Origin of the sequence: Bacillus cereus group sp. Bc061 (genome assembly GCF_027715825.1) — a bacterium.
In the GTDB taxonomy this organism is placed as follows: domain Bacteria; phylum Bacillota; class Bacilli; order Bacillales; family Bacillaceae_G; genus Bacillus_A; species Bacillus_A paranthracis.
In genome coordinates, this window is record NZ_JAQFTZ010000001.1 from 1012475 (window position 1) to 1025949 (window position 13475).

A 13475-nucleotide genomic window follows, 5' to 3' on the forward strand; every position below is an offset into this window, starting at 1 on the left:
AAAGTGAGTACTCACTCATTTTAGAGAAGGGGGAAGAATACGTGAAGCAGCCTGCCATTATTTTACGGACTGTATCAAAAAGTTTTGGGAAAAAAGAAGTTTTACACAATCTTTCATTACAAGTTGAAAAAGCAGAGATATTTGGTTTAGTTGGGCCTTCAGGTTCTGGGAAAACGACTCTTATTAAATTGATTGCAGGTATTAACGAAGCAACGGAAGGTGAAGTGCTTGTTTACAACACGAACATGCCTAATTTAAATGAAATGAAAAGAATTGGTTATATGGCTCAAGCTGATGCATTATACGAAGAACTATCAGCATATGAAAATGCAGATTTTATGGCAACGATGTACGGATTAAAGGGAAAGCATAAAAAAGAAAGAATTGAAGAAGTTTTTGACCTTGTACAATTATCACAACATATGAAAAAGCAAGTGCAGCATTTTTCAGGCGGGATGAAGAAGCGTTTATCATTAGCAATAGCACTCCTTCATGAACCAGAAATATTAATTTTAGATGAGCCAACAGTGGGGATAGATCCGCTTCTTAGAAAAACAATCTGGGCAAAATTTTATGATTTGAAAAAGAAAGGCACAACGATAATTGTAACGACACACATTATGGACGAAGCTGAATTTTGTGAACGTCTAGGGTTAATTAGAGAAGGAAAGCTAGTTGCGACTGGTACAACTGAAGAATTGAAAAAGCGGGTATCATCAGGAAGGATTGAAGATGTCTTTTTGTTGGAAGAGGTGGCTGAATTATGAGAGTTACCGGTGTAATCATTCGTATTATTCGCCAATTTTTTCGAGATAAACGTTCGTTAGCGATGATGTTTGGGGCACCTATGTTATTACTTTGGTTATTGTCGCTAGTGTTTACACAAAAAGACTATGTACCGCATATTGCTGTTGTTGATATGCCCGCTCAGTTAGTAAAAGTGATGAAAAATCAGGAAGCGTCAATTTATGAATATAATATAGAAAAGGCAATGTCTGAGCTGGAAAATCAAAAGGTAGATGCAGTCATTCGTTTAGAAAATGGAAAAATGAATATTGTATTAGAAGGTAGCGATTCGTCAAAAAATCGTGCTGTACTTCAAATATTACAAAAAAGTACAGAGAAGAACGATATATCGATTATGAAACCTGAAGTGAATTATTTACATGGCTCTAAAAACTTTACAATGTTTGATGGACTTGGTCCTGTATTAATCGGTTTCTTTACCTTTTTCTTTGTATTCATTTTATCAGGGGTATCTTTCGTAAGAGAACGTTTAAGTGGTACTTTAGAAAGGTTATTATCAACTCCAATTAAAAGATGGGAAATAGTTGTAGGATATATTATTGGTTTTGGGATCTTTGCATTTATACAATCCATTATTATCGTAAGTTTTTCAGTTTACATTTTAGACTTGTATGTAGCTGGCTCCATATGGCTAACGCTACTTATTACATGTATGCTTTCTTTAACGGCATTAACTTTAGGGACGTTTTTATCGGCATACGCAAATAATGAATTTCAAATGATCCAGTTTATACCGCTTGTCATTGTGCCACAAATTTTCTTTTCGGGTTTGTTTCCAATTGAATCGATGAATAAGTGGCTTCAAATGTTAGGGAAATTATTTCCACTCACATATGGCGCTGACGCAATGAGACAGGTGATGATTCGAAATCAAGGATTTACAGAGATTGCATTAGATCTTACCGTATTATTACTTTTTTCAATATTATTTGCAGTAGGAAATGTATTTGCTTTAAAGAAACATCGCAAAATATAAAAATGACAAAAAGGGGCTTTATAAATGCAGAAAGATTGGCTGGAGGAATTAATAGCTGCAACTAACACAGATAAACGAAATGAACGTCAAATGCGTATATTAGAGGCGGCTGTTGATATGTTTGGAGAAAAAGGATATGCTTCAACTTCAACAAGTGAAATTGCAAAGCGTGCTGGTGTAGCGGAAGGAACAATCTTCCGCTACTATAAAACGAAAAAAGATTTATTATTAGCAGTCGTCATGCCGACATTAACAAAGTTTGCTGCACCATTTTTCGTACAAGCCTTCGCAAAGGAAATATTTAAATCGGAGTATGAATCGTATGAAGGGCTTCTAAGAGTTATTATTCATAATAGATTTGAATTTGCAAAAAAGCATTTTCCAATGATAAAAATATTAATTCAAGAAGTGCCATTTCAGCCAGAACTGAAAAATGAGATACAACAACTAGTAGAAACAGAGTTGCTTTCCCATTTTAAAAAGTTAATTGCAAAGTTTCAAGTAGAAGGGGAGATTATTGAAATGCCCCCATCTTCTGTTTTACGACTTACTTTATCAGCTGTATTAGGTTTATTATTAACACGGTTTTTATTATTGCCTGAAGAAAAATGGGATGATGAAACTGAAATTGAAAATACGATTCAGTTTATATTGTACGGATTAACGCCACGAAATTAATCGTCGAAGTATGAATTACATATGTTACATTTAAGTAAAATAATAAATCGCCTTTAAAAAGGCGATTTATATTTGTTATATTTTTGATAAATAAGTACTTGTTTACTAAAAACATTCTAAATTAACGTACTTCTTTGTCTCTTCTTCTAAGACCTAATAATCCTGCTAGTCCTAATAAACCGAGCCAAGCCCAATTATTATTTCTATCACGATTATCATTTAAATCATTTGTTGTATTTACATTTCGAGTTCTTACATCATTATTAACTCTGTCTAAGTTATTGTCATTCACACGAGTTGAAATGTCAGTGTTATTAACTCTATTCATATTAGTTCCATCGTATTCAGCATGGGCAGATGTACCTAAAAACATAATAGAAAGTGCTAAAACACTTACAATAGATGATAATTTCTTCTTCAAAACGATCCCTCCTTTCTTACGTGTTAATTTCTCCAGAGTATGTGTATATTATTCGTTTCACAGTATTTAAACCGTCATTATAGAGGGCGCATTTATAGAAAATAGAGTTGAATGATTGCAAATATATCATTTGCTATATTTGCAATTATAAAATTAAAGGAATCAAACTTTGCTTAAAATGTTAATATTAGTACAATTTATATTATACGGACTAGCATTAAGGAGGTAATGAAATGCGACAATTTGCAAAACCTACAATCGTTGTAAGTAAATGTTTAGAGTTTGATGCTTGTCGTTATAATGGAGAGATGATTCCGGATGTAACTATACGAAATTTGCAGCCATTTGTTACATTTATACCTGTTTGTCCAGAAGTCGAGATTGGATTGGGGACTCCTCGTGAAACGATACGAATTGTAGAAGAAAACGGTTTGAATAGACTTGTGCAACCGTCGACACGAGAAGATGTAACTGAAAAAATGGAGCAGTTTTCAAATGACTTTTTACAAACGTTATCAGATGTGGATGGCTTTATTTTAAAAAATCGTTCGCCAAGTTGTGGTACGCGTGATGTGAAAATTTATTCTAGTTTTGAAAAAGCGCCAGCAAAAGGAAAGGGACCAGGCTTATTTGGCGGAGCAGTAATAAAAAAATTTTCGCATCTTCCTATTGAAGAGGAAGGCAGATTGTCGAATTTTATTATTAGAGAGCATTTCTTTACAAGGCTATTTACAATCGCATATTACAAGATGATTAAACATAATAAAAATATGAAAGATCTTGTATCGTTTCAGTCGGATAATAAATATTTATTTATGGCATATAATCAGGTGAAACAAAAGGAATTAGGGCGTATTATTGCAAATCAAAAAAATGAAACGATCGAAGTTGTATTTGAAAACTATGAGAAGACTTTATATGAATTATTTATGCGCACACCCCGCTATACATCAAATGTAAATGTATGTGAGCATATTTTTGGATACTTTAAAACAAAGCTGAAAAAACAAGAAAAAGAGCATTTTTTGAATTTAATACAAAAGTATATAGAAAAGAAAATTCCGCTTAGTAGCTTACTTGCAATTTTAAAATCATGGGCTCTTCGATTTGATGAAAAGTATTTATTAAGACAAACATATTTCGAACCATATCCTGAAGCTTTAGTAGAGATTTCAGATTCAGGTAAAGGTAGAGATTATTAAACATAAAATTACATAATTCGACAAGAAAACTCCTATGTTGTTGTAGAACAATGTAGGAATTTTTTTGTGCATTAGTACAGAATCTGTTTTAAAATTAAATTATGACAGAATTATAACAATTATCTAACTAATGTTCTTGTCTTTTCATTCGTAATGTTTGTAGTAGAAACTCGCACGCTGTCGAAACTCAATATTCGATAAGGGGTGTGTAGCGGAATGGAATTTACTCTAACTCGCGAAAAACAAATGATTAAAGAAATGGTACGTGACTTTGCTGAAAAGGAAATCGCACCGAAAGCTGTGTATTATGACAAAACTGCAGAGTTTCCATATGAAACATTTCAAAAAATGGGCGAACTAGGATTATTAGGCATCCCATTCCCAGAAGAGTATGGAGGTTCAGGTGGCGATACAGTATCGTACGCGTTAGCAGTTGAAGAAATTGGTCGTGCTTGTGGTGGGACAGGATTAAGTTACGCTGCAACAATTTCATTAGGTGCTTCTCCAATTTATTATTTCGGTACAGAAGAACAAAAACAGAAATATTTAGTTCCAATGGCATCAGGCAAAACTTTAGGTGCTTTCGGATTAACTGAGCCGAATGCTGGATCTGATGCAGGTGGCACACAAACGAAAGCTATATTAGACGGAGACGAGTATGTTATTAGTGGTGAGAAGTGTTGGATTACAAATGCAGAGTATGCAAATACAATTATTGTAACCGCTGTCAACGGTGTTGAAGAGAATGGTAGAAAACGTATTTCTGCATTTATCGTACCGTCTACTAGTGAAGGGTTAACGATTTCAAGCCCTTACGATAAGATGGGCGTACGTGCTTCTAATACTTGTGAAATCGTACTTGATGGTGTACGTGTACCGAAAGAAAATATACTTGGTGATGTAAATAAAGGATTTAAACAATTCTTATATACACTTGATGGAGGACGTATTTCAATCGCAGCATTAGCTGTTGGTATTGCACAATCTGCATTTGAACGTGCATTGCAATATGCGAAAGAACGTCAACAATTTGGAAAATCAATTTCTAATTTCCAAGCGATTCAATTTAAATTAGCTGATATGGCAACTGAAGTAGAGCTAGCGCGTAATTTAGTACATAAAGCAGCTTGGTTAAAAGATAACGATAAATCTTTCGGTAAAGAAGCGGCTATGGCAAAACTTTTCGCATCTGAAGCAGCAAGCCGTATTGCAAATCAAGCAGTACAAATTCACGGTGGATATGGCTATATGCGTGAATATGAAGTAGAACGACATATTCGTGATGCAAAACTATTAGAAATTGGTGAAGGAACTTCTGAAATTCAACGTCTCGTAATTGCTAGACATTTAGGATGTAGATAAAAAGGAGGAATCACTATGTTTCAAAAAATATTAATTGCTAATCGCGGGGAAATTGCAGTTCGTATTATGAAAACTTGTCAAAAACTTGGCATTCGCACTGTTGCTATTTATTCTGAGGCAGATGAAAATGCCTTGCATGTAAAAATGGCAAATGAAGCTTACTTAGTAGGTGGGCCGCGTGTCCAAGAAAGCTATTTAAACCTTGAAAAAATTATTGAAATAGCTAAGAAGACAAATGCTGAAGCAATCCATCCGGGGTATGGATTATTATCTGAGAATCCATCTTTTCCGGTTCGTTGTAAAGAAGAAGGAATCGTATTTATCGGTCCATCAGAAGAAATCATTACGAAGATGGGAAGTAAAATCGAATCACGTATTGCGATGCAAGCTGCAGATGTGCCAGTAGTTCCGGGTATTACTACAAATATTGAAACTGCTGAAGAAGCAATTGAAATTGCTAAACAAATTGGTTACCCATTAATGTTGAAGGCATCCGCAGGCGGCGGAGGCATTGGAATGCAGTTGATGGAAACTGAGCAAACGCTCACCAAAGCATTTGAAAGCAACAAAACGAGAGCACAAAACTTCTTCGGTAACGGAGAAATGTATTTAGAGCGCTATATTGCAGATGCACATCATATTGAAATTCAGCTTTTAGCAGATACACATGGTAACACAGTGTATTTATGGGAGCGTGAATGTTCAGTACAGCGCCGAAATCAAAAAGTAATTGAAGAAGCACCTTCACCATTTTTAGATGAAGGTACACGAAAAGCGATGGGTGAAGTTGCTGTACAAGCTGCCAAAGCTCTAGGATACACAAATGCTGGTACAGTTGAATTTCTAGTAGATGATCAGAAGAACTTCTATTTCTTAGAGATGAATACGAGATTACAAGTAGAGCACCCGGTTACAGAAGAAATTACTGGTTTAGATCTTGTAGAACAACAACTTCTAATTGCATGTGGTGAAAAATTATCGTTTACACAAGATGATGTAAAACGTAGTGGTCATGCCATTGAGGCACGTATTTATGCAGAAGATCCAAAAACTTTCTTCCCATCACCTGGGAAAATTACAAATTTAACGCTTCCAACAAATGTACGTATTGATCACTTTTTGGAGAATCAAGTAACGATTACACCTTTCTATGATCCAATGATTGCGAAAGTCATTGCTCATGGTGAAACGCGTGAAGAAGCAATTTCGAAATTACATGATGCTCTAGAAGAATTAAAAGTAGAAGGTATTAAAACGAACACGCCAATGCTGCTTCAAGTATTGGAAGATGATGTGTTCAAAAGTGGTATTTATACAACGGGTTTTGTAACGAAACAACTTGTTAAAAAATAAGATTTAACAATACTAAGGGGGAAAAAATGATGACGAAAGTATATGCATCGATGGCAGGAAATGTATGGAAGATTGTTGTAGGAGTAGGAGATACAGTAGAGGAAGAGCAAGATGTCGTCATTTTGGAATCTATGAAAATGGAAATTCCAATCGTTTCAGAAGAAGCTGGCACAGTTATGAAAATTAATGTGCAAGAAGGCGATTTTGTAAATGAAGGAGATGTATTACTAGAAATTGAATAGGGAGATATAGGGGGAAGCGAATTGAAACTACCTAATTTTGCTGTCATTAAAGAAGTCGGGCCACGTGATGGCTTACAAAATGAAAAAAAGATTGTTGGCACAAAAGATAAAGTAAAATGGATCCAACTACTTACAGAGGCGGGATTATCGTACGTTGAAGTTTCCTCATTCGTTCACCCTAAATGGGTCCCTGCATTAGCAGATGCAAATGATGTGTTTTCTGAGCTGAAAAGGGATCCGAATGTTATATATGCAGCGCTTGTTCCAAATCAAAATGGTTTGGAACGAGCTTTTTTGCAAAATGTAGATGAGGTGAATGTTTTTTTATCAGCAAGTGAATCTCATAATAAAAGTAATATTAATAAATCAATTAAAGAAGCATTAGTTGTAATTGAAGATATAACAAAACAGGCATTATTCGAAGGGAAAAAAGTAAGAGGCTATGTTTCTACTGTATTTGGATGTCCTTATGAAGGGGATATAAGTGCTACAGCAGTTGACGAATTATGTGATCAACTATTTTCATACGGCATTTATGAAGTATCTCTTGGCGACACAATCGGAGTAGCAAATCCACTACAAGTAGAGCAAGTTTTAGAGCATTTATTAAAGAAATATGATGCTTCGCAGTTTGCAATGCACTTCCATAATACGTACGGAATGGCTCTTGCGAATGTAGTAAAGTCTTTAGAATATGGTATTACAACATTTGATAGTTCTTGTGGTGGCCTTGGGGGATGTCCATATGCACCAGGAGCATCAGGTAATGTTGCAACTGATGACTTAGTTCATATGCTCCATAAGTTAGGTGTCCAAACGAATATTGATGAAGAGAAGTTATTGAGAGCGAGTCAATTTATTCAGAGTAAATTAAATATCCAATTACCGAGTCATGTGTATAGAGCGCTTCAACATAAAACGATAAGTAGGTGAGAAGATGCTACAATTACAAAACATTTCAGTTGATTATGTAACACCGCACGTTGTAAAGATTTCCTTAGATCGTGAAAGACAAGCAAACTCATTATCTTTAGCTTTATTAGAAGAGTTACAAAACATTTTAACTCAAATAAATGAAGAGTCAAATACTCGTGTAGTTATTCTAACAGGTGCTGGTGAAAAAGCGTTTTGTGCTGGTGCTGATTTAAAAGAACGTGCTGGCATGAATGAAGAACAAGTTCGCCATGCTGTTAGTATGATTCGCACTACTATGGAAATGGTTGAACAATTACCACAGCCAGTTATTGCTGCTATAAATGGAATCGCACTTGGTGGTGGTACGGAATTAAGTTTAGCTTGTGATTTTAGAATTGCGGCTGAATCTGCAAGTCTTGGTCTTACTGAAACTACACTTGCAATTATACCAGGAGCAGGTGGCACGCAGCGTTTGCCAAGATTAATTGGTGTTGGTAGAGCGAAAGAATTAATTTATACAGGTAGACGTATTTCAGCACAAGAAGCAAAAGAATATGGTCTAGTAGAATTTGTTGTACCACCTCATTTACTTGAAGAGAAAGCGATTGAAATAGCAGAGAAAATTGCTAGTAATGGTCCTATTGCTGTTCGATTAGCGAAAGAAGCAATTTCAAACGGTATTCAAGTTGATTTACATACCGGATTACAAATGGAAAAACAAGCGTATGAAGGTGTAATCCATACGAAAGATAGATTAGAAGGATTACAGGCATTCAAGGAAAAACGCACACCAATGTATAAGGGGGAGTAAATATGATAGATCAAAAAGAACAATCGAATACATTTGAAGAACGAGTTGAAACGATTAAACAAGGCGGCGCACCAAAATATCATGAACAAAACAAAGCGAAAGGTAAACTATTCGTTCGAGATCGCTTAGCTCTTTTATTTGATAATGGTGAATATGTAGAAGATGCATTATTTGCAAATTGTGAACAAACAGGATTACCTGCTGATGGTGTTATAACTGCAACGGGTAAAATACATGGTCGTACTGCATGCGTAATGGCAAATGATTCTACGGTAAAGGCTGGTTCATGGGGCGCACGTACAGTTGAAAAGATTTTACGTATTCAAGAAACGGCAGAAAAATTACGTGTTCCGTTATTTTATTTAGTTGACTCTGCTGGGGCGCGTATTACTGATCAAGTTGAAATGTTCCCAGGGCGCCGCGGGGCAGGAAGAATCTTCTATAATCAAGTGAAATTATCAGGTAAAGTCCCGCAAGTATGCTTATTATTTGGACCTTCTGCAGCTGGTGGTGCTTATATTCCAGCCTTTTGTGACGTTGTAATGATGGTAGAAGGAAATGCATCTATGTATTTAGGATCTCCTCGTATGGCTGAGATGGTTATCGGTGAGAAGGTAACTTTAGAAGAGATGGGCGGAGCTCGTATGCATTGCTCTGTATCAGGATGCGGAGATGTTTTATGTAAGACAGAAGAAGATGCGATTACACAAGCAAGACAATACATTTCATATTTTCCAAATAACTACTTAGAAAAGACTCCATTGGTTACACCTCAAGAACCGAAACAATTCGATAAAACGTTAGAAGAAATCATTCCAGAAAATCAAAATGCTCCTTTCAATATGAAAGATCTTATTAATAGAGTTATTGATGAAGGTTCTTTCTATGAAGTGAAAAAATTATTTGCTCAAGAACTCATTACAGGTTTAGCACGTATTGATGGTAAGCCAGTAGGTATTATTGCAAATCAACCGCGAATGAAAGGCGGCGTATTATTCCACGATTCAGCTGATAAAGCAGCGAAGTTTATTAATTTATGCGATGCATATCATATTCCGTTATTGTTCCTTGCAGATGTACCTGGATTTATGATTGGTACAAAAGTAGAACGTGCTGGTATTATTCGTCACGGTGCAAAAATGATTTCCGCAATGAGTGAAGCAACTGTACCGAAAATTTCTATCGTTGTTCGTAAAGCATATGGTGCTGGTTTATATGCGATGGCAGGTCCAGCCTTTGAGCCAGATTGCTGCCTAGCATTACCGACAGCTTCTATTGCGGTAATGGGTCCAGAAGCCGCGGTCAATGCTGTATATGCAAATAAGATTGCAGCTTTACCAGAAGAAGAGCGTGATAGCTTCATTGCTGAAAAACGCGAAGAGTATAAGAAGGATATTGATATTTACCATTTAGCATCAGAGATGGTCATTGATGGTATTGTTCATCCAAACAATTTAAGAGAAGAGTTAAAAGGACGATTCGAAATGTATATGAGTAAATATCAAGTATTTACGGATCGTAAACATCCGGTTTATCCAGTTTAAAAGCCCTATTTAGGGCTTTCTTGCTCAAAAAGTCAAGGAGGGGAAAACATTGAAACAAGCAGTTTGGTTTCCAACAGAAGAGTATAAAGAAAAAACGCGTTTATATGGTTGGATGAAATCATTGGGCTATGAAGATTATGAAACGTTTTATAAAAAGTCAATCGAAGAAACAGCTTGGTTTTGGGGAGAAGCTGAGAAAGCAGTTGGCTATCAATGGATGAAACCTTATACAGAAGTGCTAGATTTAGAAAATGGTACGCCGTTTGCACAGTGGTATAATGGCGGAACATGTAATGTTGTAGAATCGGTTTTATCACGCTGGCTTGCAGACGATGAAACAAGAACACAACCAGCACTTCAGTATGAAGGGGAAAATGGAACTTCAAAATCATTTACATATGAAGAGCTTGATAGCTGGGTAAGTCGCGTTGCAAACGGTTTGAAACATGCGGGTATTGAAAAAGGTGACCGTGTCACAATTTATATGCCGATGATTCCAGAAACAGTTGTTGCGATGCTAGCTGTAATGAAAATCGGAGCAATTATTTCACCAATATTCTCAGGATTTGCGTCTGATGCAGTCATGACACGCGTGCAAGCGGCAGGATCTAAAATGATTATTACTGCAGATGGTTTTTCACGACGAGGTAAAGTTGTTTCATTAAAAGACGAAGTAGATAAGGCTTGTGAGCATTGTCCAACTGTTGAAAAAGTTGTTATCGTGCGTCATGCAGGAAATGATTTTACACCGCATAATTATGATTTCTCATGGAGTACGTTAGAAAAAGAAAAGCCATTTGTACATGCTGAAGAAATGCATAGTGATGATCCATTAATGCTCATTTATACATCAGGTACAACTGGAAAACCGAAAGGGACAGTACATACTCATGCTGGATTTCCATTAAAGGCAGCTTTTGATGCGGGGTTCGGAATGAATATTAAACAAGGTGACCGCGTATTATGGGTAACAGATATGGGATGGATGATGGGACCATTTTTACTATTCGGTTCTCTTATTAATGGAGCAACGATGGTTATGTATGAAGGTGTTCCGGACTTCCCAGAGGCAGATCGTTTATGGGAGACAGTTGATAAATATAAAATTACACATCTCGGTATATCACCAACATTAATTCGTGCGTTAATGGCAAAAGGTGATGAGTATGTAAATAAACATTCGCTTAAGAGTTTAGAAGTATTCGCCTCAACAGGTGAGCCTTGGAATCCAGATCCTTGGATGTGGCTATTTGAAACGGTTGGAAAAAGTAATGTACCAATTTGTAACTATTCAGGCGGGACTGAAATTTCTGGTGGGATTTTCGGAAACGTCCTTATTAAACCAATTGCACCGATTAGCTTTAACGCTTCTTTACCAGGAATGGCAGCGGTTGTGCTCGATGATCAGGGCAATCCGATTCGTGATGAAGTTGGAGAATTATGTTTAGAGAAACCTTGGGTTGGTATGACGAAAAGTTTCTGGGAAGATGATGAGCGTTATGTGAACACATATTGGTCACGTTTTGAAAATAAGTGGGTTCATGGTGACTGGGTTGTTTATGATGGTGAACAATATATTATTACAGGACGCTCAGATGATACGCTAAACATTGCTGGAAAACGCATTGGACCTGCTGAATATGAATCTATTCTTGTGAAGCATAATGATGTCATAGAAGCTGCTGCGATTGGTGTACCAGATGATGTAAAAGGTGAAGTTTGTCATTGTTTTGTAGTATTAAGAGACAATGTAACATTCTCAGGTGAATTAAAGAAAGAATTAATGAGTTTAGTAAACTCTCATATTGGAAAAGCATTATGTCCAAAAGATATTCACATTGTAGAAGATTTACCGAAAACGCGTAATTCTAAAGTAATGCGACGTGTCATTAAAGCTGCTTATTTAGGGAAAGAATTAGGTGATTTATCGTCACTTGTGAATCCTGAGGTAGTTCCGTTTATTCAGGGGTTGCAGTCTAGTAAATTATAAAACTCGGAATGAGCTCTATTTAATTAGAGCTCATTTTTGTATTTACTAATATAAGTGAAGAGTAGAAGATAAAAAGAAGAGTGGAAATATTAAGGTAGAAAAGTGAGGAAACGGAAGATGGAAGTTAAACAATGAGACGGTTTATATATCTAACTTTTTAAGTATTTTGTATGTCTAAAATGACTAATATAAAGGGAATTCCACTTCTCTTAAAAATTTATAAATCTAATTAAGGTTGAGTTATGTTCATTGTAATGCAACTAGCTAAAAACTTATCATTAAATGTAATTGAGCCTTCAACGGTGAATGGCATTTTAATTGTTAGGTTCTTACTCATATAATCAAATCCAATTTCCTGTTCACATTCGCCGCAATTGATCGAAGAAGATATTAGTGTGCCAGATAAAATATTGTAAACAATGGTTAAGCAAACTGGCTGAGTTAATCCTGGTAAAACACAAGGCATTGTATTTTAACCTCCTTTTCTATTAATAGGAAATGAAATGTAGGGGGGTTCGATTTTGGGGAAGAGTTAATAAATTAGGTTAAAGTGTAGAAATAAAAAATATTGTACAACATGTTTTAAATTGTAAATTTAATATGGGAAAAAAGTTTAGGTTTTGTTTATTAATTTAGGAGGGTGAGAGAGGAAGTAGAAGTTATACTTCTATTTCCTCTGAAAAATTACTTGGACTAAGGTTGAGTTAAATTCGTTGTAACGCAACTTGCCTGGAATTTGTCATTGAATATAAGAGTACCTTCACCAGTAAATGGCACTCTAATAACTAGATTCTTACTAGTATAATCGAATTCCGTTTCTAGAGTACAACTTCCACAATCAACAGTAGAAGATATTAGTATACCCGATGAAACATTATAAACAAGCGTTAAACAAAGAGGCTGTGTTAAACCTGTAACAATACAAGATATTCTATTTACACCTCCTATGCTACTTATTAATAATAGTAAATGTAAATAGGATAACTTTTGAAACGGTAAATGCGGAAAAATTACAACAAATAGATAGAATATTTTTTGGTAATAGAAAGAAAGTTTTGAAGTAGATTTAAATAGTAATTTGATAGATCTTTCTAAAAAATAGCTTTAACTCATATTTTCTATAGATACATACTGGCGTCAAATTATTGGAGGCCAGTTTAAAATTTTTAAATAC

At 35.6% G+C, this 13475-nt stretch carries 13 protein-coding genes; 11 read left to right on the forward strand and 2 right to left on the reverse strand.

Annotated elements, in window-relative coordinates; all coding sequences use genetic code 11:
* The first annotated feature begins 41 nt into the window (after positions 1-41).
* Genes PDQ40_RS05205 through PDQ40_RS05215 form a run of 3 tightly spaced genes read left to right on the forward strand, consistent with a single transcriptional unit; the run spans position 42 to position 2461 of the window.
* Positions 42-767 carry an ABC transporter ATP-binding protein gene (locus tag PDQ40_RS05205; protein ID WP_000812699.1) on the forward strand — a complete coding sequence of 242 codons (726 nt, stop codon included), beginning with the start codon at positions 42-44 and terminating at the stop codon, positions 765-767.
* Complete coding sequence (locus tag PDQ40_RS05210) at positions 764-1783, forward strand: ABC transporter permease (protein ID WP_001266741.1); 1020 nt, start codon at positions 764-766, stop codon at positions 1781-1783. The genes PDQ40_RS05205 and PDQ40_RS05210 overlap by 4 nt, the downstream gene beginning before the upstream one ends.
* A gap of 24 nt (positions 1784-1807) precedes the next feature.
* Positions 1808-2461, forward strand: coding sequence for a TetR/AcrR family transcriptional regulator (locus PDQ40_RS05215; RefSeq protein WP_001168182.1), 654 nt, complete (start codon positions 1808-1810; stop codon positions 2459-2461).
* A gap of 121 nt (positions 2462-2582) precedes the next feature.
* Here PDQ40_RS05215 and PDQ40_RS05220 read toward each other — a convergent pair whose 3' ends face one another.
* Positions 2583-2882 (reverse strand): WGxxGxxG family protein, encoded by a 300-nt coding sequence (locus PDQ40_RS05220; RefSeq protein ID WP_000728162.1) that lies wholly within the window; start codon positions 2880-2882, stop codon positions 2583-2585.
* A 233-nt stretch (positions 2883-3115) separates the two neighbouring features.
* Here PDQ40_RS05220 and PDQ40_RS05225 point away from each other — a divergent pair, with 233 nt between their 5' ends.
* The 8 genes from PDQ40_RS05225 to PDQ40_RS05260 all read left to right on the forward strand — a co-directional run bounded on the left by PDQ40_RS05225 (position 3116) and on the right by PDQ40_RS05260 (position 12301).
* Positions 3116-4084, forward strand: a complete 969-nt coding sequence (locus PDQ40_RS05225; RefSeq protein WP_001248649.1) for a YbgA family protein — start codon at positions 3116-3118, stop codon at positions 4082-4084.
* Positions 4085-4300: 216 nt separating this feature from the next.
* Positions 4301-5446, forward strand: coding sequence for an acyl-CoA dehydrogenase (locus PDQ40_RS05230; protein ID WP_270691266.1), 1146 nt, complete (start codon positions 4301-4303; stop codon positions 5444-5446).
* A 15-nt stretch (positions 5447-5461) separates the two neighbouring features.
* Positions 5462-6799 carry an acetyl-CoA carboxylase biotin carboxylase subunit gene (locus tag PDQ40_RS05235; RefSeq protein ID WP_000486740.1) on the forward strand — a complete coding sequence of 446 codons (1338 nt, stop codon included), beginning with the start codon at positions 5462-5464 and terminating at the stop codon, positions 6797-6799.
* 26 nt (positions 6800-6825) lie between these two features.
* Positions 6826-7041, forward strand: a complete 216-nt coding sequence (locus PDQ40_RS05240; protein ID WP_001985297.1) for an acetyl-CoA carboxylase biotin carboxyl carrier protein subunit — start codon at positions 6826-6828, stop codon at positions 7039-7041.
* 21 nt (positions 7042-7062) lie between these two features.
* On the forward strand, positions 7063-7974 hold the full coding sequence (mvaB, locus tag PDQ40_RS05245; protein WP_000775418.1) for a hydroxymethylglutaryl-CoA lyase: 912 nt from the start codon (positions 7063-7065) through the stop codon (positions 7972-7974).
* Between the two features lie 4 nt (positions 7975-7978).
* Positions 7979-8767: an enoyl-CoA hydratase gene (locus PDQ40_RS05250; protein ID WP_000939789.1), complete on the forward strand. Its 789-nt coding sequence runs from the start codon at positions 7979-7981 to the stop codon at positions 8765-8767.
* A 2-nt stretch (positions 8768-8769) separates the two neighbouring features.
* Positions 8770-10311, forward strand: coding sequence for an acyl-CoA carboxylase subunit beta (locus PDQ40_RS05255; RefSeq protein ID WP_000566937.1), 1542 nt, complete (start codon positions 8770-8772; stop codon positions 10309-10311).
* 49 nt (positions 10312-10360) lie between these two features.
* Positions 10361-12301: an AMP-binding protein gene (locus tag PDQ40_RS05260; protein ID WP_000806465.1), complete on the forward strand. Its 1941-nt coding sequence runs from the start codon at positions 10361-10363 to the stop codon at positions 12299-12301.
* A 229-nt stretch (positions 12302-12530) separates the two neighbouring features.
* Here PDQ40_RS05260 and PDQ40_RS05265 read toward each other — a convergent pair whose 3' ends face one another.
* Complete coding sequence (locus PDQ40_RS05265; protein WP_270691267.1) at positions 12531-12767, reverse strand: hypothetical protein; 237 nt, start codon at positions 12765-12767, stop codon at positions 12531-12533.
* Positions 12768-13475 lie beyond the last annotated feature (708 nt).

Coding starts and splice junctions, on each gene's coding strand:
- PDQ40_RS05225 (WP_001248649.1), top strand. CDS start 3,116: ATGCGACAATTTGCAAAACCTACAATCGTTGTAAGTAAATGTTTAGAG.
- PDQ40_RS05215 (WP_001168182.1), top strand. CDS start 1,808: ATGCAGAAAGATTGGCTGGAGGAATTAATAGCTGCAACTAACACAGAT.
- PDQ40_RS05210 (WP_001266741.1), top strand. CDS start 764: ATGAGAGTTACCGGTGTAATCATTCGTATTATTCGCCAATTTTTTCGA.
- PDQ40_RS05235 (WP_000486740.1), top strand. CDS start 5,462: ATGTTTCAAAAAATATTAATTGCTAATCGCGGGGAAATTGCAGTTCGT.
- PDQ40_RS05265 (WP_270691267.1), bottom strand. CDS start 12,767: ATGCCTTGTGTTTTACCAGGATTAACTCAGCCAGTTTGCTTAACCATT.
- PDQ40_RS05250 (WP_000939789.1), top strand. CDS start 7,979: ATGCTACAATTACAAAACATTTCAGTTGATTATGTAACACCGCACGTT.
- PDQ40_RS05255 (WP_000566937.1), top strand. CDS start 8,770: ATGATAGATCAAAAAGAACAATCGAATACATTTGAAGAACGAGTTGAA.
- PDQ40_RS05230 (WP_270691266.1), top strand. CDS start 4,301: ATGGAATTTACTCTAACTCGCGAAAAACAAATGATTAAAGAAATGGTA.
- PDQ40_RS05240 (WP_001985297.1), top strand. CDS start 6,826: ATGATGACGAAAGTATATGCATCGATGGCAGGAAATGTATGGAAGATT.